16 protein-coding genes are annotated in these 22,950 nt (G+C 63.0%); 7 read left to right on the forward strand and 9 right to left on the reverse strand.

Annotated elements, in window-relative coordinates:
• Positions 1-81: 81 nt before the first annotated feature.
• The 3 genes from JY500_RS08470 to JY500_RS08480 form a co-directional block, all read right to left on the reverse strand.
• Positions 82-882: a substrate-binding periplasmic protein gene (locus JY500_RS08470; RefSeq protein ID WP_206256035.1), complete on the reverse strand. Its 801-nt coding sequence runs from the start codon at positions 880-882 to the stop codon at positions 82-84.
• Positions 883-1,052: 170 nt separating this feature from the next.
• On the reverse strand, positions 1,053-1,871 hold the full coding sequence (locus JY500_RS08475; RefSeq protein WP_206256036.1) for a substrate-binding periplasmic protein: 819 nt from the start codon (positions 1,869-1,871) through the stop codon (positions 1,053-1,055).
• The gene (locus JY500_RS08480; RefSeq protein ID WP_206256037.1) at positions 1,871-2,338 is read right to left on the reverse strand and encodes a hypothetical protein; all 468 of its coding nucleotides are present in this window, start codon (positions 2,336-2,338) and stop codon (positions 1,871-1,873) included. The genes JY500_RS08475 and JY500_RS08480 overlap by 1 nt, the downstream gene beginning before the upstream one ends.
• Positions 2,339-2,641: 303 nt before the next feature.
• Between JY500_RS08480 and JY500_RS08485 the strand changes: the two genes are divergently transcribed.
• Complete coding sequence (locus JY500_RS08485) at positions 2,642-3,055, forward strand: SRPBCC family protein (protein ID WP_206256038.1); 414 nt, start codon at positions 2,642-2,644, stop codon at positions 3,053-3,055.
• A gap of 321 nt (positions 3,056-3,376) precedes the next feature.
• Here JY500_RS08485 and JY500_RS08490 read toward each other — a convergent pair whose 3' ends face one another.
• Positions 3,377-3,580, reverse strand: a complete 204-nt coding sequence (locus tag JY500_RS08490) for a hypothetical protein (RefSeq protein ID WP_206256039.1) — start codon at positions 3,578-3,580, stop codon at positions 3,377-3,379.
• A 334-nt stretch (positions 3,581-3,914) separates the two neighbouring features.
• Between JY500_RS08490 and JY500_RS08495 the strand changes: the two genes are divergently transcribed.
• On the forward strand, positions 3,915-4,826 hold the full coding sequence (locus JY500_RS08495) for a hypothetical protein (protein WP_206256040.1): 912 nt from the start codon (positions 3,915-3,917) through the stop codon (positions 4,824-4,826).
• A gap of 254 nt (positions 4,827-5,080) precedes the next feature.
• On the opposite strand, the gene JY500_RS08500 is transcribed toward JY500_RS08495, so the two are convergent.
• Both JY500_RS08500 and JY500_RS08505 read right to left on the reverse strand, forming a co-directional pair.
• Positions 5,081-5,572, reverse strand: a complete 492-nt coding sequence (locus tag JY500_RS08500) for a DUF6622 family protein (protein ID WP_206256041.1) — start codon at positions 5,570-5,572, stop codon at positions 5,081-5,083.
• A gap of 817 nt (positions 5,573-6,389) precedes the next feature.
• Positions 6,390-7,349 carry a LysR family transcriptional regulator gene (locus JY500_RS08505; protein WP_206256042.1) on the reverse strand — a complete coding sequence of 320 codons (960 nt, stop codon included), beginning with the start codon at positions 7,347-7,349 and terminating at the stop codon, positions 6,390-6,392.
• 122 nt (positions 7,350-7,471) lie between these two features.
• On the opposite strand from JY500_RS08505, the gene JY500_RS08510 reads away from it, so the two are divergent.
• From JY500_RS08510 to JY500_RS08530, 5 genes are all read left to right on the forward strand, one after another.
• On the forward strand, positions 7,472-8,179 hold the full coding sequence (locus tag JY500_RS08510) for a class I SAM-dependent methyltransferase (RefSeq protein WP_206256043.1): 708 nt from the start codon (positions 7,472-7,474) through the stop codon (positions 8,177-8,179).
• Positions 8,180-8,328: 149 nt separating this feature from the next.
• Entirely contained in the window at positions 8,329-9,768 is a 1,440-nt protein-coding gene (locus JY500_RS08515; protein WP_246479841.1) for an MFS transporter, read from the forward strand.
• A 14-nt stretch (positions 9,769-9,782) separates the two neighbouring features.
• Positions 9,783-11,258: an alginate export family protein gene (locus JY500_RS08520; RefSeq protein WP_206256044.1), complete on the forward strand. Its 1,476-nt coding sequence runs from the start codon at positions 9,783-9,785 to the stop codon at positions 11,256-11,258.
• A gap of 135 nt (positions 11,259-11,393) precedes the next feature.
• Positions 11,394-11,831 carry a carboxymuconolactone decarboxylase family protein gene (locus tag JY500_RS08525; RefSeq protein ID WP_206256045.1) on the forward strand — a complete coding sequence of 146 codons (438 nt, stop codon included), beginning with the start codon at positions 11,394-11,396 and terminating at the stop codon, positions 11,829-11,831.
• Positions 11,832-11,936: 105 nt separating this feature from the next.
• Positions 11,937-12,497, forward strand: a complete 561-nt coding sequence (locus JY500_RS08530; protein WP_206256046.1) for a GNAT family N-acetyltransferase — start codon at positions 11,937-11,939, stop codon at positions 12,495-12,497.
• Between the two features lie 711 nt (positions 12,498-13,208).
• On the opposite strand, the gene JY500_RS08535 is transcribed toward JY500_RS08530, so the two are convergent.
• The 3 genes from JY500_RS08535 to JY500_RS08545 form a co-directional block, all read right to left on the reverse strand.
• Positions 13,209-22,028 carry a glycoside hydrolase family 94 protein gene (locus tag JY500_RS08535; protein ID WP_246479843.1) on the reverse strand — a complete coding sequence of 2,940 codons (8,820 nt, stop codon included), beginning with the start codon at positions 22,026-22,028 and terminating at the stop codon, positions 13,209-13,211.
• A gap of 138 nt (positions 22,029-22,166) precedes the next feature.
• A complete protein-coding gene (locus JY500_RS08540) occupies positions 22,167-22,481 on the reverse strand; it encodes a BON domain-containing protein (protein WP_206256047.1) in 315 nt (104 codons plus the stop codon).
• Between the two features lie 165 nt (positions 22,482-22,646).
• Positions 22,647-22,901: a GlsB/YeaQ/YmgE family stress response membrane protein gene (locus tag JY500_RS08545; protein WP_172204281.1), complete on the reverse strand. Its 255-nt coding sequence runs from the start codon at positions 22,899-22,901 to the stop codon at positions 22,647-22,649.
• Positions 22,902-22,950 lie beyond the last annotated feature (49 nt).

The following is a 22,950-nucleotide window of genomic DNA, read 5'->3' on the forward strand; positions in this document are numbered from 1 at the left end:
ATCGTAGCTCTCGGCTGGTTGGACGACGGGGGCAGTAACGGACTGGACCAGGCGTCCAAGGTATCGGCGACTGCTGCGGCGCTAAGGTCTGTAAGGCAAGTCGGGCGCGTGGCGCTGCCAGATTTCTGCGGCAGCCCCTGACTTAATGAATGCCGCGAGCTCCTTGTTGAACTTGGGCAACAGCTTCGAAGCGGGGCTGCCAATTGCCGCGATCAGGTGCTTTGCTGGTGGGTTGGCGTCGGCAACGGAGGCGTGGGCTAACGCCGGGTCGCGCAAGTAGTCCTGCGCGAGGTACTTGTAGCCACTGATCACTTCCAGCTCTTCGACAAAGTAGTCGCAGCGGCCTGCTTTGAGCTTGCGGATCATTGCCTCGTAGGTTGTCACTCCTAGATCGAGGTCGTCGGGTGTCAGCCCATAGTGGGCGTAGCTTGCGCCGATCATGCCGCAGCCTTGATAGCGTTTGAGATCGGCAATCGAGCGAATGTCGAGCGGTTTATCGCGTCGGAAGAAGACCTGTGGTGTGAGCGTGTTGTAGTGGGCCGAATAGGCGAACCGCTTGGCACGCTCGGCGTCGGCGTACGCATCCATCGCGAAGTCGAACTCACCGGTCTCAACCAACTTCAGGCAGCGCACCCAAGGGACATTCCCAATGAAATCGACCTGCACACCGAGGCGGTTGAAGATCGTCCTGACGAGATCGACGGACGCCCCTGTGAACTGGTCGGTTTTCTTACCGCTGGCATCGCGTACCCAGTAAGTCCAAGGCGGCGGATCGGGATCGGCACAGACTTTGATCACACGCTCGGCAGGGGCCGCAATAGCGATCGCGGGGAGATGGAGGAGCAGGAGCAGGATCAGGATCAGGGTGCGGGCCTTAGTCATAGCATTCTTTTGATAACGAATGCCGCGAGTGCGGACATCTGATGTTTCTGTGCATCTGGTTCGATAACCGAGACAGATCAGGTTTGCTGTGGCTGGGAAGCGTTGTGTCGCCGGCTAAACGCGGAAACGGTCTGCGGCCCGAGCATGCCGATTCGCACGCATTCATGGCGTCACGGCGAATGCGCAGCCTCGGACAGGTCGTCAACGGTGCCGCCTCGCGTGGAGTGGCCGGAGGTGTCGGCCCTCGCCCTGATCTGTTCGTTGATGGCGTCAATGGCGTGGGCAGGAACCTTGAAACTGCAGAACAGGTGGCGCCACTCGCCAGGCGGGGTGTCGGGGTAGATGACGTACGCAAAATCCTCGGGACTCAGACCCTTTTGCATGAACGTCTGCTTCGCCTCTTGTGTGGTCATCAATAGGGCGTCGGCCATGCCCTCATGAAGCATCCGCACAATCGACTGTGCCTCGTCGTAGGCTGCCACGTTGGCTTCTGCGCGCGTCGCGAGGGAAGCGTTGATGGCGGCGCCGTATGAATAGCCCTCCTTGATGAGCAGTCGCATGGTTCGATCAGCAAGCGCCGACGACAGACTCCCGTACCGCCGAAACTTGGCCTCTGCGGTCTTGGGCACCACGAGCGCCATCTGTTCGTTCTGCAGGATCGGCTGCGAGAAGCGGCCGTAGGTTTCCCGTTCTGGATCTCGGAACGCTGCGGCCATACAGTCGCGCCCGGTATTTGCGCGCACGATCGCCAGTTGCCTGCGAAAAGGCGTCTCGACCCACACGAAAGGAATCCCGGCTCGCGTGAGCGCGTGGGATACCGGTGTCACGATGGTCCCCGTGACTACTCCGTGGTCGATGTACGAGTACGGCACGCGTGGGTTATAGAGCAGCGAAATTGGCTCTTCCGCATGAGTTACCGTTGCCGCCAAAGTGAGCGTCCCGAGTACGAGGCAGACACGTAACCGTATAGTCTGATTAATCTGTGCCATTACGCGCTCTGGATGTTGTCTGCGCTGCGGTGTTGCACGCCCGCTGCGGCCTGCTGGAGCCAATCACTGCCTGAACTGCCTGGGCTCAAGAAGGCGTGTGAAACGTCGATCAGCAGACGCTTGGCGAGCGTTTCTTGGTCATCGAAGATCCGCTGGACGAGGGGTAGAAGTCGATCGAGCAGCGCAGGCAGATGCTGCTGCGCTTTCATGCGAAACAGCACGGCAAATCGCCAGGGAGCGAGCTCCGTGGCGACGTCGGAGAGTCGTATGCTGTTGGCGAGCGTTGCCATCATGCCCGCCGATAGTGAGCCTGTCGGCAGCGCCGGTGCGGCAGCGGCGGGTTCGGCCAGATGTACTTGCAAGACGACAATCACTGCGGCGTCATCGATGCGTCGGTCCATCGCCTGCTCACGGATGATGCGGTGGAATTCCTCCACGGCGACAAAGGGACCGAGTGCTGTTGTCACGCTTTCACCTCATCCTGTCTTCGTGTTGTGCGTGCGCAATTGGGCGGCACCCACTGCGGTCGTGAACTCAGCCGCTGACTTGTCGTTGCGTCCGTGTGTCAACGTCCGGTCAGTCAGACCCTTGAGCGGAGAATGTCACAGCGGCACGCTACTCGAACATGCCGCCCTCGTAGGGCCTGTGAAGCCCCCGCAGTGCCGGCGGAGAGCCCACAGAACGCGGGGTTCGGGGAGACGCAGATGATTAGTTATGATCCGAGTCGCCCTGGCTCGCGCCAAACGAATCGACTAACTTGGTGGTGACGAATGAAAATAACCATTGAAGCAAACATTGCGGCGCCGATCGAAGTCGTCTGGAAAGCTTGGACGACACCGGACGACATCAAACAATGGAACGCCGCGTCAGACGATTGGCACACTACGCAGGCATCGGTAGATCTTCGGGTCGGAGGCATGTTCTCCTCTCGGATGGAGGCCAAAGACGGAAGCATGGGGTTCGACTTTGCCGGCACGTACACCGAAGTCGTGACCCATCAACGCATTGAATGCGTGTTCGGCGAACGAACCTTGCGGGTGGAATTTATTCCCGGGCCTGACGGCGTAATGGTGCGCGAGACGTTTGACGCGGAGCAGACGCACTCGGAAGAGCAGCAACGTTCAGGCTGGCAAGCCATCCTCAATAACTTCGCTCGCCATGTTGTGCGCAAGATAGGCGCCTAAGCCAACGCGACAAGCTCGTACCGGCGCCCTGATACCTCCGTGAGCTGGGGTCTCCGCCACCCATTTCGTTTCAAGGACTGCTAGCCCGGGCCGACGCGCCCCGCGCACAGTCAGCAGGCCAATGCCAGCGATACGCCGGAAGCTGGTGAGGGTAGGGCGGTAGCGATGACTGCTACCTCAGCGAAGCAGGCAGTGGTCGCCGAGGGACGCTTCACGCTAAGAGCGGTTAGATGAGAATTTCAGGTCGCCTCTGCGCTAGACCCGATGCTGTTTGTGACCTTTCCGAAGAGGAAAAACGGCGCCTGAGCACTGGAACATCAATCAAAGGTGACTGCTACCCTGGTACGGTGTAACGGCGTCTTTATTGCGATGCACCCACAATTTCCATTCGGCGGTCCCGCACCTCACCTCGCGAAAGTCGTTACTGCGCAGAAACTCCGCACTGTTCTCGGCCCGAAAACACCAGAAGCCGTCCGGCCAGACCAACACGTCATCTTCGTCTGGAATATCTGCATGCATTTCCATGTTTTTCTCCCCTGATTTGGCAACCCAACGCCACGCTGTGGGCGCCCTTGCACTCGCCTCTGCAGGCCACCGCCGACACAGAAGCACCGGGTCTCGGCCTTGGCAACATGCGCCGACGAAACCGGTCGAGTCTGTGCGCTCGCACACACAGGGACACGGAACGCCGAGTGGGGCTTCATAGCTCCAACAGGTCGGTTTGAATCGACTCGACGCGGCCGTTTGGCTGAAAGGCCTGCCGCGTGTGCTTGCCCCACAACGCCTGCGGAACTACGATTCCCTCGCGGTCTGCTTGGCGACACGTTTCGGTAAGCTCTGACACTCGGAGGCGCATAAATTGAACAAGCCCTCGCAATTCGAAGCACTGCTTGGCGTTGTTGGGGTCGCGCTATCCGTTACCGCCTTTTTTGCGCAGGGCGGTGGTGGCAGCGCGGTGGCTAACTTGTTCGCGATATCGCCATTGCTGATCGCCGTAATGGGCATCTATGTGCGTCGTCTGGTCCTCAGGCTTCGTCAGGTACAGGGCGCGTTGGCCTTGGTGACTAACGCGCGCTCGGACACCTCGATGGTGGTCACGATCGAGAACGTTCAAGGGGATGTGGAGATGGAGAAGCGCGTTCGCGTGGAAGCTACCCGCGACGGCGCCGGTCTCGCATTCACCAAGAACGAAGTTGTGTTCTCTGAAGCGCCAATACACGACATTCCGCCAGTGGCTGTCTTGCAGACAGCATCCAATCCGAAGACCACTTTGCATCCGAGGTACGTCGACACTTCTGAGGCCGTGGTGGGCGGTAGCCGCAACTACCGATATGACTGGCGGTACGCGATTGCGCCGCCGATCCAGACCAAGGGGCACTTCGTTGATTTCGTCTACAAGGTCAGGATTCCAAGATCCGAGGCGAGTGCTTTCACCGCCGCGGGGTCCAAGATCTTTTACGATCACTCGGCATTCGAGACGAGTGCCGAGGTCTCGCTTATCTCGCCTAGCGGGTACCGGATCGAAATCGCGCAGACCTACCTCGAGTTGAATGATGGCAGCCGGGAGCCCTGCAACGTGCAGCCACAACTGAACGCTGGTGGTCATGTGCTCCACTGGAAGCCAGAGCATCGGCGTGGCGCCCGCTCGGTGTGCGAGTACAGGCTAGTTGCCAGCAGCGTGGTGGCGAGCCCGCCAGCCGCCGCTGGATCAGCGCCGACTCCCACGGGCACGTCCAGTCTGACTACGTCTGCGCCGAAAGCAGATTCGTGATCTGTGAATCCGAAACAGACCATCACTTGCCGTAGTGGCGTCTGCAGCTCACGATCAAGCACTTCCGTTCTTTGGCAAGAGGGGCGTGTACGCCGGTTTGCGAGCGAACGACTCTTCAGACCATTGCCCGATGGACGTGGATACTTGCGTCCCGGCGAACGGAGTGCGCGAACCTCGTCTGGGACGCGGGCGGACAAGTATCTGGGCGCTGCAGCGGTGGGGGGGCGCCAATGGCGTTGCTACTTTTGCCGCATTCAGGCCTTGCGTACCAGGTGGATCAAATTCAAAGCCTTTGCCGTGAAGTAGCCACTGAGTAGTCCGTAGAGCGCGGACAGCGCGACGATCAATGGTGTCGTGTTGAGCACAGCGGCATTAAGGGCGTGCATGACCGCATAGACGTACTTGGCGAAGAAGATCGCCATGATTACCGTAAGCGGAACCCAACTTCCAGGAACGACAAACGCGTGCGTTGTCGCGTTGTACGTCACCCTCGCGTCGCGAAAAACGTGGTGCCCGACAAGGGAAGCGATGACCAGCGTACTTGCCCAGCACAACAGGGGCAATGGTTTGAGGCCGAAGCTGGAGTTAATTCCGGCGAGCGAAAGTACAACCATCCCGGCCGGAAGTATCAACGCGGGAAATCTTCGGACCGTCCGCGTCCGTGTTTGCATGAGACCGAGCCCAAGTAGGAAGAAGAACAGCGCGAAGACCCAAGCCGGCGTGTTGGCGAGAATTTGCAGGATCAATGGATCCTCCTTTCTATTTTGAGCTGCGAGTACGCGCGTTTAAGAACCATGTGTCTTGCCGGCCCGCGGTTACTCTTGACGGGCGTTACCGGTACTCCGTGAGAAATTGGGGCGAATGTCGCAACGCTGATCGCACCCTAGTGGCCCATCCCAGTATCGGCCGCGCTTTGTCGACTGACAACCGGGGGGGCAGGGCACGCGCACGTTGAAAATCCCCGTGACGTGGGCCCGATCGATGGTGCACAACTCGGTATCGGCAACACTCTCGGCGTGCCGAGGCTCTTTGGTGTCGGGTCCGTCCGACCGAGAGCGAGGGCCATGGCGGTGTCCACGGCGCATCACTAATCTATCAAGCTAGGGAATGTTCAGTACGAGGGACTCCTGGTCGACTACGGTGTGGACGCTGACGGTCGCTCTTCGCTCACTGAGGCGTCCAGTGGATCGTTTTCTTTATGGGGCGACCAGTCAGGGGCATAGGCCCGTGTCGTACTCCGTACCGCCGTTCGGCGGCACTCAAAGAGGAGGGTGGCCGCAACCGAACTGCGCGCGGGCACGAGACATTGAGTTTGGCGTTCGGTCCGACGGCTGGTCGCAGAGCCGGTGCGCGACGACGTCCGGTCGCGCAGGTGCGATCGCCGCGGTTAGCGCTTGCGCGTCAAACAGGTCGATGATCAACGTTCTGCTGCGCGCTTAATTGAGGGATCCAACGCGTTTGGTGTGTCGCGTGCTCCCAAAGTTCCGCCTGCCTGCTTTGCCAGCAATTTGACGAGCGGTGTGGCAGTCGCTCCCGTAGCGCCTGCAACAAAAACGGTGTCCGTCACGTGGGTTGGTTGTGAGCGTTTGCCCCGTCCGTGTATTGGTCCAGCCGTTCTTTCTTTTGTGGGGCTTTACCAGCGCAGATCTCCCGAACACAGCCGCGCAGCCAACGGTGAGCCGGGTCGGCCTGCAGGCGGGGATGCCATATCAGCGACACCGTGAACTCAATGGGCGGCAGCGGTAGCGCAAAGCTGAACATGCCGGCCCGCAGATTCCCGGTGTGTCGTTCGGGCACGCTGGCAATCAAGTCTGACGCGCGCGCCAAGGCCAGTGCGGTTGAGAAGCCCCCAACCATCGTGGTGATTTCCCGTGTGAGCCCAATCAGACCGAGCCGCTCATCAATCGGCCCTCTGTCAGCACCTCTTCGCGTGACCAGGATGTGCCTGCCCGACGCATAGCGCGCCGCCGTCATCTCCCCCTGGGACAGCGGATGATCTGGGCGAACCACACCGATGAAGCGGTCCCGGAACAGCGCCTGCACGCGTAGTTCCGGGCTGGTGGATTCACCGATGACACCTGTTTCCAGATCGATACGCCCGTCTCTTAGCTCGGTGCTATCGCGGTTGATCTTCTGTACGAAGCGCAGGCGGACACGCGGCGCTTCCTGAGCAATGCGCGCAATCAGATGCGGCGCGAAGTTCTCAACAAAACCGTCACTGGTGCGCAGTGTGAACGTCCGTTCCGGGCGTGATAGGTCGATGGTTTCGGTGGGGCTCAGTGCGGCCTGTGCATCTTGCACCAGTTGCGCAACCTTTTCGCGAAGCTCTAGGGCCCGTGGCGTCGGGACAAGGCCGCGTCCCGCTCGAACCAACAGGGGGTCGCCAGTGGTCTCCCTTAAGCGCGCCAGCGCACGACTCATTGCGGAAGCACTCAGCTGCAGGCGTTGCGCAGCACGCGCAACGTTGCCTTCGGCCAGCAACACATCCAGGGCGAGAAGCAGATTGAGGTCCGGTGTCGTCATGTGCTTACCCTAGCACGCAGGATATATGGCGTCACGTGCACTAATGGAATGCAAATGGTGCGGCTTCCGCCATATTTGGTCGCTCACTAGGATGCCGACATCGACATCTCGGGGTGCAAACCATGAACGACACATCAACACAATCCAGCGGTCACCGAACCACTCCCGGCGAGTGCACGACGGATACGAAGAGCGTGGGCGCCACACGGGAGCTTCCAATGACGGAAGCGGACGACTGGAATCGACGTTATGCCGCGGAAGAACTCATCTGGACGGCTGAAGCGAACCGCTTTCTGATGGCTGAGGTGGCGAACCTTCCGGCGGGTACCGCCTTGGACCTCGCGTCGGGCGAGGGACGCAATGCAGTGCGTCTTGCCGAACTGGGTTGGACGGTGCGTGCGGTGGATTTCTCTGAGGTCGCTGCGGCGAAGGGCGCCATGTTGGCGAGCGCACATCAGGTTGCCGACAAGGTCGATTTCGTTGTTGCGGATCTGCGGACCTACGAACCGGAGCGCAGACGTTTCGATCTGGTTGCAATCGTGTACCTCCAGATTCCGCAGCCGGCGCTCGCCACCGTCATCGCAAGGGCCGCCGCCGCCGTGGCGCCCGGTGGCACGTTTGTGCTTGTCGCACACGATGCGGCGAACCGGGAGCACGGATACGGCGGGCCGCGGCATCCGGACATGCTCTACACGGCTGAGCACGTCCTGGCTGCCATGGGAAATGAACTGACGATCGAAAAGGCTGGCCAGGTTCAGCGGCCGGTCCGCACCTCAGATGGCATCAAGGTGGCGGTCGATTGTCTCGTCCGTGCTCATCGGGCCAAGTGAAAGGGCGCTCAAAGACTGGATCGCCCATGCTGAAGAACTCAAGTCCCCGCGCGCCAGCCGCATCGGCTCGCACCATTCGACACGCCACGCGCGACGCGAATTGCGTTGCATGCGTGGCGCCACCAACCCTCCCGCCGAAGGACGCAACCGTGACCAATCCCTCAAAGCGTGACGCGCCGGCCAGCGGCCAGGCTGAAAAATCGTCCATGTGGGTCCTGCTCGGTCTCTCACTGACCATGCTGCTCTCTTCGCTTGGCACCAGCATCGCCAATGTGGCTTTGCCGACGTTTGCCAAGGCATTCAGCGCGTCCTTTCAGGATGTTCAGTGGGTCGTGCTGGCCTATCTGCTGGCCGTTACCGCGTTGATCGTGAGCGTCGGGCGTCTCGGCGATATCGTCGGTCGCCGCCGACTCATGCTCATCGGCATCTCGCTCTTCACCGTCGCCTCGGTGCTGTGCGGTGTTGCCACTGAGTTGTGGTTCCTGATTGGCGCTCGCATCGCGCAAGGGCTCGGTGCCGCCGCCATGATGGCGCTGACAATGGCGTTCGTCGGTGAGGCCGTGCCCAAGGAAAAGACGGGCCGTGCCATGGGGCTGCTCGGCACCATGTCGGCCGTTGGCACAGCGCTCGGCCCCACGCTGGGCGGTGTGCTCATTTCGGGTCTCGGATGGCGCGCCATCTTTATTCTCAATCTGCCCTTGGGTGTTGTCGCAATTCTGCTTGCCTATCGTTTCCTGCCTGCTGACCAGGCCGGAGTAGGGCCGCGCCGCGGTTTCGATGTCGCCGGTTCATTGCTGCTCGTGCTGACGCTTACCGCGTATGCGCTCGCCATGACGTTGGGTCGTGGCCAGTTCGGGGCGCTCAATCTGCTGTTGTTGTGTTCAGCGGCGGTTGGTTTTGGCCTTTTTGTTGTGGCGCAAAAGAGCGTTGCCGCGCCCTTGATTCAACTGTCCATCTTCCGTAGTCCAGTGCTGAGCACAGGGTTCGCAACAAGCGCGCTGGTCACGACGGTCGTGATGGCAACGCTGGTCGTTGGCCCGTTCTACCTTGCCAAGGCGCTTGGGCTGGATCCTGCGCGGGTTGGGCTCGTCATGTCAGTCGGCCCCGTCGTCGCTGCATTGTCGGGCGTGCCTGCGGGCCACCTTGTCGACCGGTTTGGGGCGTATCGCATGAGTCTGACCGGGCTTATTGCAATGGCTCTCGGCTCGGCACTGTTGCCGTTCCTGCCCACGCGTCTTGGCATACCGGGCTATGTGGCACCGCTCGTCGTCGTTACGGCCGGATACGCGTTGTTCCAGGCTGCGAACAACACTGCGGTGATGGCCGGCATTCGTGCCGACCAGCGTGGCGTGATCTCTGGCGTTCTCAACCTGTCGAGGAACCTCGGACTTGTCACAGGGGCTTCTGTGATGGGGGCGGTCTTCACTCTGGGGTCAGGCTCCGCCAACGTTTCGATTGCCGGCCCCGAGGCCGTTGCCGCCGGCATGCGAACGACCTTTGTTGTGGGTGCGTTCTTGATGCTCGTGGCGATCACGATCGCATTGTTTGGCCGCTCGCGTTCGCAGCGCCAGGCTGCACCCTTGCAGTGAGCGGGAGCCGACACATGCAACTTGGCTTCTTCTTCGCTGTTGGCGCGAGCGCCGTGCTTGTCTTAAGCAGCTCGGGCCCGGTTGGCGCGGAAACGACGCTCCGCGTCACAACGCTAACTGGGGTGCCGAACGCGAGCCTCCCTACACCCAACGATCCCTATCCGGTCAGTGCGGCCGGCTGGGGCCCGGAGCTGGGCCGCGGACGGTTTGCCAGCCGTTGGGCGGAGGACTGGACAGCCATGCGGAACGCCGGACTGGCGCCGCCGCTCAAGGCAATGTCCCTCGGTGGCACGGCTTCCCTGACCCTGAGTGCTGAGGCCCGCTGGCGCTTCAATACGTATGACAACGGGCAATTGATCGGTCAGAACGATTATGAACAGGGACTGTTCCGCGGCGTTCTTGGTGTGGATCTGCGCTTCGATCCGAATCTGCGTGTCTATGGTGAAGTCGCCACGGGTCAGGTGAGCGGGCGGCGCGGCGCAGCGTCGGCAAGCATGCAGAACGACGCCTCGCTGCAGCAGTTGTTCGTCGATGTGCGTGGCCATGTCGGTAACAGCCTGCTTGGCGCAATGTTTGGACGCCAGGAGTTTGCTGATGGCCCGAGGCAATTGATCAGCCTCAGCGATGGTCCGAACATCCACCGCACCTGGAACGGCGTTCGACTCTATGCCCATGACCAACGGATTCGTGCGGGTGCCTTTGACTTGCGGGTGACGCGGCCGCAGCGGGGTGCGTTTGATGAAGAGATCAACTCCGCGGAGCGCCTCAGCGGGCTCAACGCCAGCATCGTCGCGATAGCAGATGGTACGACCGACGCCTACGTGGATCCGTTTTGGTTCCACAGCGAGAACCCGAGCTTCCGCGTAGGCAACGGGATTGGTGAGGATGATCGCGACACGCTTGGCGTGCGCTTCTGGGGGCGGCGCGACGACGTCCGCTTCGACTGGACACTCGCGCGGCAAACGGGCCGGTTCATGGATCGCGAGGTCGATGCCTGGGCCTTGTTCACAGTGCAAAGCGTGGCGCTGAGCAATCAAGGCTGGCGGCCACGGCTTACGGCGCACATTGATTTGGCGTCTGGGGGAGGGGCATACGGCGCAGGCAAGTTGAAGAACGTCAACCAGCTCTACGCGAGCTCCGGCTACCTCGGGGAGGGGCAGTTTCTCAGCCTGAGCAACCTGCTGATGGTCGCCCCAGGTGTGGCTATCTCGCCGACCGCCGAGACCGATCTTTCCGTCGAGTACGGGTTCGCACGCCGGCTGCAGGAGCGCGATGCCGCCTATGCCGGCGGGATGCGGCCCTACGCGGGCACCCAAAACGTGCCTGGCCGTGAAATTGGTGGCCTGTTTCGCGTCATCGGTAGCTGGTCCGTTTGCAGCCAACTGACCGTGTTTCTCAACTACGAACATCTGACCCCGGGGGCGGTGCTTAAGGGCGTACAGCGCCCCGCCGGTACCTACGCCTACGTGGGCGCGACCTTCCGTTACTAGAGCGAGGTGGCGCACAGACCAATTGATGACTCGACTGCTGCCTGCCACGGGCCGCAGCGCGAACCCCAAGCGCGCCGGCGGTGACACCGCGGCCAAGCGCTGACTGTGAAATGCAAGGCAAACAAGGAGCAAGACATGGAGCCACGTCTCAATTTTTACAAATCGGGCCCGGACGCAATGAAGGCCATGAGCAGCCTCGAGGCGCATATCGCGCAAGCGAGCATCGAAAAGCCGTTGGTGGAGCTGGTGCGCTTGCGCGCGTCACAGATCAATGGCTGCGCCTATTGCATTGACGTCCATACCGCGGATGCGCGAAAGGCGGGCGAAAGCGAGCGACGCCTGGCGACCCTGGCCGTTTGGCGCGAGACGCCGTTTTTCAATGATCGCGAGCGCGCTGCATTGGAGTGGACCGAGTCCGTGACCCGAGTGGCGGACACCCGTGTGCCCGATGACGTGTGGGCGCGAGTGAGTCCGCACTTCTCCGCGACTGAAATGGTCGATCTGACCTTCCTGGTAAATGCGATCAACGCGTGGAACCGTTTTGCCATTGCGTTCCGCAAACAACCTGGCTGAGGCGACGTCGCAGTTCAAACCGGGCCTCGCCCGGTCCAAGCTGGAACTACGCGGCGCTGCATGTCGCAGCGCTGCTCGGCATTGTCTGCGGAAGGAGTGGAACACATGCAAGCATTCACACACGTCAGACTTCTCACGGAGCGCCTTGCGCTACGACCGCTATCCCTGGGCGACGCAGAGCAACTCCTTGGCATCTATTCCGATTCGGAGTTCATGCGCTACTGGAGCTCGAAGCCATGGACGCACATCGATCAAGCAACTGCGCTGATCGAAAATGACCGACGCGAACTGGCCGCCGGTGAGCACCTACGATTAGGCGTTTATTTGCGCGACCAAAGTGAGCTGATCGGGACGTGTTCTCTGTTTAACTTGAACGAAGGATCTCGGCGAGGCGAGGTCGGATACGGAATCGCACGTGCCCACTGGCGTCGGGGTTACATGGTCGAGGCTGTAAGCGCCTTGATCACCTTTGCATTTGGCGAGCTGGGGCTTCATCGCCTTGAGGCCGATATTGACCCTCGAAACGAAGGGTCTGCCCGTGGCCTCGAGCGATTGGGATTCGCACGCGAAGGTTTGTTGCGTGAGCGTTGGATTGTTGGCGAAGAGATCTCCGACTCAGTTCTATATGGACTTCTCAAGCGCGAGTGGTCCCCCGCAGCGCCTTAGGGGAGCGGCTATGCGGTTGCACGGTGGAGGTTTTGAGACGGTCGTCAGACGATCGCGACCGACCCGATGCACTGACGGAGCAAACCTAATGGCTCGGTCTTGGCGCTGCCCCGCAGCGTGCTCATACAGCGGTGCGTCTTTGGCGCTGACTTAACGTTGGGTTCGTCGCGGCGAACCGACCATCCAGCGTCGGCCACGCGCCACGATTCGGTGAAATAGCCAACGACGGGTAGATGGACGAAAGGAGACGCGCGGCGGCTCGGCACCAAGGACCGCTACCGCTGCGAAGCAGCCTGTCGTGACTCATAGCCGCTCCAGGCTTAAAGCGGGCAGAGCGGGCTACTGCTTGTCGTCGGATTCTCGGCCTTAGCTGACATTCATGCGCCAGCAAGCGCTGAGCTTGCGAATGTCAGCTCCGAAAGCCTGTTGCCGTTTGGATACGACCCACTCCCGCCGTTCGTCGCTTCGACCATCGAAGGGCTGGTGACCGAGTCGAGCAGTCATTCCACTCGTCAGCGCTGCGACGGCACGTCGGCCACAAGCTGTCAATCATTTTGCAGTTCTGGAAAACCGCTCAAGGCGGCGGATTCAACTGGTCGTTCGGCGGGAAACGATGGCGTGCCACGATTGGTGGTTCGGGGCGATGTTCCATTCGTGTTTGGGCGCAATTCCGCACCACGCGGTGCACATGGGCCGTGGCGGGATTGGCCGTCAGGGCTGCGCGGTGGTGATTACGTCAACGTGGTGAGGGAGGCCGTCGTCCGTGAGCTTGATCTCCGCGCGGCGGCGGGCGGTTGAGTCCGTGGCGCTGTCGACCGCGGTGTTCTCAACGCTGGCGATGGCATTGATCAGGGTAATCGAATAGCTCGTGTCTCGGTGTCGGTAGGTCAGGCTGCAGCTTGGCCACGACTTCGGGATGCATGGCTCGAAGTGCAGGGTGTCGCCGGTACGGTGCAGTCCAAGCAGGGATTCGGTGATCAGCCGATACATCCACCCGGCGGAGCCGGTGTACCAGGTCCAGCCGCCACGGCCCACATGGGGCGGGCTGCCGTAAACGTCGGCGGCCATGACGTAGGGCTCGACGCGGTAGCGCGCGATGTCTTCTGCGGTGCGGCTGTGCTGGGCCGGGTTAATGAGATCGGTCAGCGCCCATGCCCGCTCGCTGTCCCCCAGTTCCGCAAAGGCCATTGCCGCCCAGATGGCGCCATGGGTGTATTGGCCGCCGTTCTCCCGCACGCCCGGCACATAGCCCCGGATATAGCCCGGGTTCATCGGTGAGTGGTCGAAGGGTGGGTCGAGCAATTGCACCAGGCCATCGTCCGGGCGGACGAGGCGGCGGTGCAAGGACTCCATGGCATCGGCGGCGCGTGTGGGGGCCGCGGTGTGCGATAGCACCGACCAGCTTTGCGCGATCGAGTCGATCTGGCATTCCTCGTTGCCTGCTGAGCCAAGCGGGCTGCCGTCGTCGAAGTAGGCGCGGCGATACCAGTGGCCATCCCAGCCGTGCTGTTCGAGCTGCGTGTGCAATTGCGTGCGCTGGGCCGTGAAACGGGCTGCACTGGCTGGGTCGGCATGGTCCGCTGCAATGCCCGCGAACTGCTGCAACACCTCGCATAGGAAGAATCCGAGCCAGACACTCTCTCCTTCGCCGCCGGCCCCGACCAGGTTCATGCCATCGTTCCAATCGCCCGATCCGATCAGCGGCAGGCCATGCCGCCCGAAACGCAGGCCGTGGTCGATCGCGCGAAGGCAGTGTTGATAGAGCGTTGCTGACGTGGTGGCCCGGCTCGGCAGATCGAAGTACGCCTCGTCGGATGGACTGACCGGGCGCCCCTCCAGGCCGGTGACTTCAACGTCAAGCACGGCCGTGTCGCCGGTGCATTGGACGTAGCGGGCGACCGCCAGCGGCAGCCAGAGGTAATCGTCCGAACAATGCGTGCGCACGCCACGCCCTGCAGGCGGATGCCACCAGTGTTGCACATCGCCTTCTTCGAATTGCCGGCTGGCGCACAGCAGCAGATGCGCCCGTACCAGCTCGGGCTCGGCATGCACCAGAGCCATCACATCCTGCAGTTGGTCGCGGAAGCCGAATGCGCCACCCGACTGGTAGTAACCGCTACGCGCCCACAGGCGGCAGGCGAGCGTCTGGTACAGCAGCCAGCCGTTTGCAAGCACGTTGATGGCCGGGTCGGGCGTTTCAATCTGCACGGCGCCCAGGCTCTGGCGCCACTGCCGGTGTACCGCGTCGAGCGCTTCATCCGCGGCTTGCGTGCCGCGGAAGCGCCTGACCAGCGCTGCGGCATCGTCGGCATCACGGCCGACACCGAGCCTGAATACGATCACGCGCTCTTCGTCCTCGGCCAGCTCGAAACAAACCTGGATTGCGGCGCAGGGGTCGAGCGCTGCGCCGACCTTGCCGGAGAGTCGCACGCGCTCCATCGCAGCGGGGCGTTCGAGCGTGCGGTTGCGGCCGATGAACTCGTTGCGATCGCCGGTGAGGTTGCGGGTCGGGTCGTCCACATCGAAGAACGCCACGCGCGAGCCAAACTCCGCGCTGTACGGGTTGCGCGCATAAAGAGCGCCGCTCTGCGCGGCAACCTCGGTGCTGACGTGCATTGCCGAACGCGCGCGCAGATCGCCCAACACCCATTCGACGTAACCCGTTGCGGATAAGCGACAGGCGCGTCCAGAGTCGTTGCGTACGCGAAGCACCGAGAACTTCACCGGCGCATCGGTCGCGACGAATACGCACAGCTCGGAGTGGATGCCGCCCGAGTGTTTCTCGAACACGCTGTAACCGAATCCGTGGCGCACCACGCAAGGCATGGCGGCATGGGCGGGCTGCGGTGTGGGCGACCAGACGTGGCCGCTCTCTTCGTCGCGCAGGTAGATCGCCTCGCCGCTTGGGTCACACACCGGGTCGTTATGCCAAGGCGTGAGGCGCATCTCGTGCGCATTCTCGACCCAGGTGTAGGCGCCGCCGGTTTCCGATATCACCGTGCCAAATGCTGGATTCGCCAGCACGTTGACCCAAGGGGCCGGCGTGGTCTCGCCCGGTGCCAGCAGGATCACGTACTCGCGCCCGTCTTGCGTGTAGCCGCCGCGGCCGTTGAACATCAGCAGATTGCGGTCGGCGGCTGTCGGTGTGGCGGCAGGGGCGGGGCGATCCTGGCGAGCGGCGACAAACTGCGCGGGGCGTGGTTCGCGCGGCGGGCGCTGATCGAGCTGCTCTTCGAGCGTGCCACGACTGTCGCTGAGGATGACGCGTGCGACGGATTGGAAGAGCGTGCGGTCTTCGTTCGAAATCTGTTCGGCAGGGCGCACGAAGATGCCGCCGGGGCGATCGAGCAGGCTGGCGCCAATGCCCGAAGCAATCAGGCCGATGATCTGTTCCTGCAGGCGTTGGCGGTACCCAGCGTGGTCTTCGTTCCAGATCACCAGATCAACCTGCAGGCCCTTGAGCCGCCAGTACGCGTGCGCCTGGATCAATTGCTGCACGAGGCCGATGTTCGCTGCGTCGCCAATCTGCAGCAACACGATCGGCAGGTCGCCCGACACCGCATAGCCCCACAGCCCCGACTGACCGCGCCGGTTGCGCAGCATCACCGACGGGTCGGCGCGCAGGCGCGCCTCGGCGTGGATGACGGCGCCTGCGAGGCGGGCATACAACTGCGCTTCGCTCTCGTTGGCGTTGAGCTGCCGCAGCACGACCTGGCTGTGGGTCCAGGCAAGTTCGAAGACGCGGTCGGCGAGGTGGCGATCGCGGTACTTCTCGACCAGAGTCAGCGCCGCAGCGCGGGTCTCTGCCATGCCGGTCACGATGTCGACAACCACCGACTGTTCGGGTTCGAGCGTGATCCGGTAACGCACCGCAACGATCGGGTCGAGCACCGAGCCCGCGGTGCCCGAAAGCGCGTTGGCCTCGCTCATCGCGAGCGGCGATGCGGTGCTGCGGCAGCGGCCGATGAAGCGGGCCCGATCGGTCTCGCACGACACCTCGTTGGTCTTTGCACCGTGCACCGTCATGGCATGCAGCATCCACGGCACCGCTTCGTCGGCTGCCCGAGGCCTGCGCGAACACAGGATCGCGCTGCGCCCAGGCAGGATCTCGGTCTGCACGAACAGATTGCTGAACGCCGGGTGCATGGCATCTGCGGCGGCGGACGCGATGACGACTTCTGCGTAGCTGGTGATCTCCACATCGCGGCTGCGACGGCCACGATTGGTGATGCGGATTCGCCGCAATTCAATGTCATCTTCCGGCGAGACGACGATCTCGGTCTGCGTGTCGAATGCCGCCCGCCCGCCATCCAGCTCGTCGTGTCGGCGGAACTCAGCACGGCCTTCGGAGAAGCTTGCTTCATAGCGAGTCGGCACCGCGAGCGTCGGCTGGTAGGTGTTGGACCAGAACTCGCCGCTGGCCACATCGAGCAGGTAACAGAAGCTGCCCCAGTTGTCGCGCGTGCCATCCTCGCGCCAGCGTGTCACCGCGATGTCGCGCCAAAGGCTGTAGCCACCCCCCGCGTTGGTCACCATCACGTGGTAGCGGCCGTTGGATAACAACTGCACTTCCGGCGTAGCCGTCAGCACGCCTGGGTAGGTGCGCAGCGGCAGTTCGGTAACCGGATCCGAACCGCCGGTGTCGAAGGGCAGTGTCCGCATCACGAAGCGCTCGGTCGGGGGCGGAATGCGTTCCTGCAGCAGTAGCAGCACTGCCTGGAACAGTGGTTCGGCCTCGAAGCGCCGCTGCATTGGTCGGCCGAGCAACAGGTAAGCAAGCGAGAGCAGGCTCATGCCCTGGTGGTGCGCCATGAAGGCTTTGATTGCCACCTTGGTCTGGCCGCGACGCTGCCGCACCGGTGTGTAGTCGATTGCCTCGAATAGGCCGAATTCGCCGACGAAGCCCTCGCTCGCCAAGCGCTGCAGGTTGCGGCAGGCGGGTTCTGGCGCCACCATCAGTGCCATCACCGAGGCGTAGGGCGCGATCACGAGATCGTCCGCAAGGCCGCGCTTGAGGCCCAGGCCGGGCACACCGAACGCACGGTACTGGTAGTTGAGCTGCACATCGACGGTGTTGTAGCCGGACTCCGATATGCCCCACGGCACGCCACGCTGTTTGCCGTATTCGATCTGGCGGGCCACTGCGGCCTTGCAGGTCTGGTCGAGCAGGCAGTTGTCGTAGCTGGGCATCACCAGCAATGGCATCAGATACTCGAACATCGATCCGCTCCACGACAGCAGAACCGGTGCGGCGCCAATGCCGGTGAGCAGGCGACCGAGTGCGAACCAGCTCTTCTGCGGGATGCGGCCTTGCGCGATCGCGACGAAGCATCCGAGGCGTGCTTCCGAGGCGAGCAGGTCGTAGTAGCTGGCGTCCGGGCGCCGGTCGGCAACGTTGTAGCCGATGCACAGCAGATGCCGGCTTGCGTCGTAGAGGAACTCGTAGTCCATCTCGGCCATTTGTTCGGCCTTGCGTGCCAGATCGGCAGCGAGCGTTTGCCGCGCGTGCGCACGCTGGCTCCCCAGCACGATCGACGCAGCAAGCTGCGTGAGCCAGGCCCGCTCGTCGGGGGCGCTTACGCGTGCAAGCCAGGCGTAGATCGATGGGCCCGCCATCGATTCAAGCCGCGCGATGTCGCTGATGCTTCGCGCTTCTGCAATCGCCTTGATGCTGCGCAGCGGCGCCTGGAGCCCGGCCGGGGCGGGCGGGAGCAGTAGCCACGGGGCGAGCTCGGTCAGCTCCGCAGCCAGCTCGCGGCACGCATCGCAGAGGGTACGCAGCGCGTTGCCGCCCGGCGCGGCCAGCGGGGCGTCCACCCACAGGCTGGGAGCCTCTGATGGGTTGGTCGGCGCTGCGCCTTCGAAGATGCGCTCGGCGTCGGATACGATCGCTTCCAGTACGCAATGGAAGGGTTCCAGCGAATCGGTTCGCGCTGCGATCACTGCCGCAATCCGCTGATCCATTGCCGCGAGCTGTGAAGAGAGCGGGCCGGTCGCGGCCTCGGCGGCGACGCCAAGGGTGTCACGTAAGCCCTCCAGGCGCTGTGGCCCGGCAATCAGCTCCAGATCGAGCTTGAGCAGGCCGGCGCGGAGCACCAGCAGGTGACCTGCGAGGTTGCCGCTATCAACCGTCGAGACGTAGCGCGGATTGAGCGGCTGCAATGTTTGCGTGTCGTACCAGTTGTAGAAGTGGCCGCGGTAGCGTTCCAGTTGCCCCATTGTCGCCAGCGTCGCCGCGCATCGTTCGAGCAGGCGTCCGCCCTGGATATAGCCGAAATCAAAGGCGCTCAGATTCGCCAGCAATGCGAGCCCGATGTTGGTTGGCGAGGTACGGTGCGCGATTGCGGCTGCGCGGTAGTGCTGGCAGTTGTCGGGCGGCAGCCAGTGATCGTCCGGCCCGACGAAGCGCTCGAAGAACGCCCAGGTCTTGCGGGCGATAACGCGCAGGAAGCGCGTTTGCACCGCCGACAGGGGCTGAACGTGTTCATGCCGCAGCTGGCTCACCCACCATGCGATCAGTGGGGCACAAAGCCACAGCGCGAGAATCGGCGCCGCCAGCATCAGCCTTGCCGGCGCGTAGGTTGCGAGGCCGATTGCAACGATGCCGGCGAGCAGCGGTGCTGCCGCCATCATGCGCAGCGTGGCGGGAAGCCCGTCGAGGTTCTCGGTCGCGGCCTTGTGTTCCACGTCGCTCGATGCGTTCCACTCCAGCATGTGCCCGCGCCGCCGCATCAGGCGCCAGGTGGTCCGCAGGATCGCGCCAAGGGTGTAGAAGGCCTCATGCGGCAAGCACGCCAGCTCGAAGATCAGCTGTGCGATGCGGCGTGTGAGCGCCTGGGCAGCGCTTGCCAGGTGCTGGTGTGGCAACACCTCGGCCGGCTTGTTGAGCAGCGCGACGAGCGCCGCACACAAGGTGGGCAGGCTCAGGATGGCGAGCACCGCGAGCGTCCAGTAGCCGGGCGACGCAAGCAGTACCCAGTCGATCAGCAACATCGCCACCAGCGCGCTCGGCACCAGGCTGCGGCGAAGGTTGTCGAGCAGCTTCCAATGCGAGAGCCGCGAGAGCGGGTTGCGCGGCCGCGTTGCGGCTGGGCTTGCCGCAGGGGCCCGGCGCAGCAGCCAGCCGAACAATTGCCAATCGCCGCGGACCCAGCGATGCCGGCGCCGCACATCGGCCCGGTAGCTCGACGGATAGTCCTCGTACAGCAGCACGTCGCTCAGCAGCCCGGCGCGCGCATAACAGCCTTCAAGCAGGTCGTGGCTGAGGATGCGGTTGTCGGGCATGCAGTCGCCCAGAGCCTGTTCGAAGGCATCGACGTCGTAGATGCCCTTGCCGGTGAACGAGCCCTCGCCGAACAGATCCTGGTACACGTCGGACACCGCGCGTGTGTAGGGGTCGATGCCTGGCACGCCGCCCGCCATGTGCGCATAGCGCGAACGATTGTTGCCCGGCAGGGTACTGGCTACCCGCGGTTGCAGGATGCCGTAGCCGGATACGACGCGACCGAGGGTTGCGTCGAAATGCGGCCGGTTGAGCGGGTGCGCCATGGTGCCGATCAACTGGCGGGCGCTATCGCGCGGCAGCAGCGTGTCGGTGTCCAGCGTGATCACGTACTTCACGCCGCCAAGCGGACCGAACTGGCCCACGATCAGCGAGAAGGCCCCGGGCGCTGCGCCGCGGAGCAGCTTGTTCAGATCGGCCAGCTTGCCGCGTTTGCGTTCGAAGCCCATCCAGATATGGTCGTGGGCGTTCCATAACCGTGGTCGATGGAACAGGCAGAAGCGGTCTTCGCCGGGTGCGCCGGGGTATTTTTGATTGAGCGCGTCGACCTGGCGTTTGGCTGCCAGCAGCAGGGCGGCATCGCCCGGCAGCGTCTCGGTCGGCGCGTCGCAGAAGTCGGTCAGAAGGCCGAAGTGAAGGTTCGGATCCTGATTGGCGAGGTAGCGGATTTCCAGGGCTTCGATCAGGGCGGCGAGCCCCGCCTGCGACGTCAGCATCGTGGGCACCACGACCAGGGTGCGCATCTCTGCCGGCAGGCCGGTCGAGAAGTCCATTTTCGGCAGCAGCTGTGGCTTCACCATCAGGCTCGTCAGCCAGTTCACCATGGCCACGCCCAGCCGACTGGCCGCGAGCAAGGATGTGATGCCGATCACAAGCAGCGTCCAGGGCTCCAGCAGGGGCGAGCGCGCCTGTGCGAGCAGCGCGGTATTGACGCCCAGGGTGATGAGCACGATCGCGCCCAGATAGAGCAGCAGCGGCGATCGGCCCGCTGCGCGCGACACGCGCGTGAGCAAGGGCGGCCTCACCTGAGCCACGCGCTCAAGCTCGATGCGGCCATCGCCGATCAGGTAGTAGCCGACGTGGCGGGCTGGTGTATCCGCGGCGGATGCTGCGGTGGCTCGCGCCTGAGCCAGCGTGACCGCCGCGCGTGCCACCTCACCCTCGCTCAGCGGCCCGTGTTTGGCCAGGTCTTCGGTCACGTGGCGATAGCGATCGCGGGTGGCGAAGTCCATGCGGGCATAGTGGCCGTCCGGGTCTTCGCGCAGCGTCTCTTCAACGATGCTGTGCGCCTCGACGAACTCACGCCATTCGATCGCGCCGATCACGCGCAGGCTGCCAATGCTGTTGCTGATCGATACCTGATCCGCCGCCTGTTGCTGGTTCTCGGCCTGAACCTGCTGTTCAATCGTCAGCGCAGCTTCCGCAAGATGCTGTTCGATCCAGGTCAGCGGCAGTGCGAGGGAAGGGCCCCGGCCCTGCAAGCGTCGCGCGAGCTCGGCGACGAAGGCGGTGGTCATCGGTGGGTTGGATCGCGCCATGTCCGCGATCACCAGAATCAGGCTCTTCGGGTCTGACTCCACGGCGGTGGTCATCTGGTCAGCCCAGGCGCCCGCCAGCTTTCGGTCTGACCAACTGCTCTCGATACGGATTGCGACGCGCCGCAGGTTCTCGATCACCGCCAGGCGCAGCATGATCGGCGTCGCCCACAACTCGCCCAGCCGCAAGGGCGTGACGGTCTGGTAGGCGGAAACGAACTGGCTCAGCCCATGCGGATCGATACGGCCATCGCCATGCGAAACGATCTCCAGCGCGATGTCATAGACGCGTGGCAGGGCAGGCCCGTAGGTGGCCTTCAGTCGAGGCAAGCCGCGGCTGTAGCCCTTCGGTAGATGCCGTTTTGCGTTGCGAATCTGCTCTTCGATCAGGTAGAAGTTGTCGAGCAGCCACTCGCCCGCTGGCGTGAAGCGACGGCTTCCCGCTGGGCTGTCGTTGAGCGTTCGGCAGACTTCGATGAGCATGCGCTCGTTGTCAGCCAAACGCAGCAAAAGGTGATCGGCGTCGTGCGCGTGTACCACCGCATGCATGGCGGCTAGCCGCTTGCCGTGTTGCGCCATCTGTTTGGCGCTGAACAACTCGGCGCGCAGCGGCGGCTCGTCGGTGCGAACCTCACGGTGCCGCATCAAGCCGCGCAGTGATGCGCGGAGCGGCGTCCAGAACAGGTCGGAGATGAAGCCGTTTTCCTTGGGCATGTCAGAGGCCCTTGTTGCGGCGGAAGGGGGCCGATCGCGTTGGCGCAGCGAAACGTGCGGGGGTTGGGGGGCTGGGTGTGCACACTGTCGGTCGCCCCCGCGGCGGTGCCGCGGGGGCGATCATGGGCAAGCCGTTTCTCACTTGATACGCATGTCGTCCTTCACCGACTTCACACCACCAACACCGCGGGTGACTTCGATGGCCTTGTTGATGGCGCTCTGCGACGTTACGAAGCCGCTGAGCTGAACGACCCCCTTGAAGGTCTCGACATTGATCTCGGCCGACTTGAGACTCGGCTCGTTGAAGATTGCGCCCTTGACCTTGCTCGTGATGACGGTGTCGTCGACGTATTCGCCGGTGCCTTCATTCCGGGCGGTCGAAGCACAGCCGACGACCGAGAACAACGATGCGGCGATGAGGAAGCTGGAGAGGTAGTTGCGTGTCTTGCCCATGATGGAGCTCCTGAAATTCGAATTGAGAGAGGGCGCAGCGCTGAGGCGGCGACGGCGTTTTGCAGTCGCACGCTCGGCGTTACGTGTTCGCGTCGCGGTTCTTGCGGGCACGCGCGGCGTGCCGACGCAACTCCGCTGCGCGTTGGAGTGCGAGGTCCGCGAGCATTAGCGAACCACGCGAAAGGTTGCGTGGTAGGCGAGCAGCAGGGCTGCAGCGCCGACGACGGCGAGCACTTGGCTCGGCAGGTTGATGCCGGCAACGTCGTTGTGGCCGAAGGTGGTGATGATGCTGCCGCCCATGACGGCGCCGATGGTGCCGATGCCAACGTCGATCAGGGTCGTGCGCTCCGAGCTGTGCATGCGCATGCTGGCGAAGAAGCCGATGACCAGGCCGATGACGATCCATCCAAGTAGTGACATGAGTGCCTCCAATGAGGCGGGCGATCCGGAGTGCTCCCGGCACGTTGAG

The sequence above is a fragment of the Niveibacterium microcysteis genome, from assembly GCF_017161445.1.
GTDB lineage: Bacteria > Pseudomonadota > Gammaproteobacteria > Burkholderiales > Rhodocyclaceae > Niveibacterium > Niveibacterium microcysteis.

Bases quoted from the DNA above. Each gene is read 5' to 3' on its own strand.
- JY500_RS08485 (WP_206256038.1), top strand. From the start codon at position 2,642: ATGAAAATAACCATTGAAGCAAACATTGCGGCGCCGATCGAAGTCGTC.
- JY500_RS08520 (WP_206256044.1), top strand. From the start codon at position 9,783: ATGCAACTTGGCTTCTTCTTCGCTGTTGGCGCGAGCGCCGTGCTTGTC.
- JY500_RS08525 (WP_206256045.1), top strand. From the start codon at position 11,394: ATGGAGCCACGTCTCAATTTTTACAAATCGGGCCCGGACGCAATGAAG.
- JY500_RS08545 (WP_172204281.1), bottom strand. From the start codon at position 22,901: ATGTCACTACTTGGATGGATCGTCATCGGCCTGGTCATCGGCTTCTTC.
- JY500_RS08470 (WP_206256035.1), bottom strand. From the start codon at position 882: ATGACTAAGGCCCGCACCCTGATCCTGATCCTGCTCCTGCTCCTCCAT.
- JY500_RS08535 (WP_246479843.1), bottom strand. From the start codon at position 22,028: ATGCCCAAGGAAAACGGCTTCATCTCCGACCTGTTCTGGACGCCGCTC.
- JY500_RS08475 (WP_206256036.1), bottom strand. From the start codon at position 1,871: ATGGCACAGATTAATCAGACTATACGGTTACGTGTCTGCCTCGTACTC.
- JY500_RS08530 (WP_206256046.1), top strand. From the start codon at position 11,937: ATGCAAGCATTCACACACGTCAGACTTCTCACGGAGCGCCTTGCGCTA.
- JY500_RS08510 (WP_206256043.1), top strand. From the start codon at position 7,472: ATGAACGACACATCAACACAATCCAGCGGTCACCGAACCACTCCCGGC.
- JY500_RS08490 (WP_206256039.1), bottom strand. From the start codon at position 3,580: ATGGAAATGCATGCAGATATTCCAGACGAAGATGACGTGTTGGTCTGG.
- JY500_RS08540 (WP_206256047.1), bottom strand. From the start codon at position 22,481: ATGGGCAAGACACGCAACTACCTCTCCAGCTTCCTCATCGCCGCATCG.
- JY500_RS08505 (WP_206256042.1), bottom strand. From the start codon at position 7,349: ATGACGACACCGGACCTCAATCTGCTTCTCGCCCTGGATGTGTTGCTG.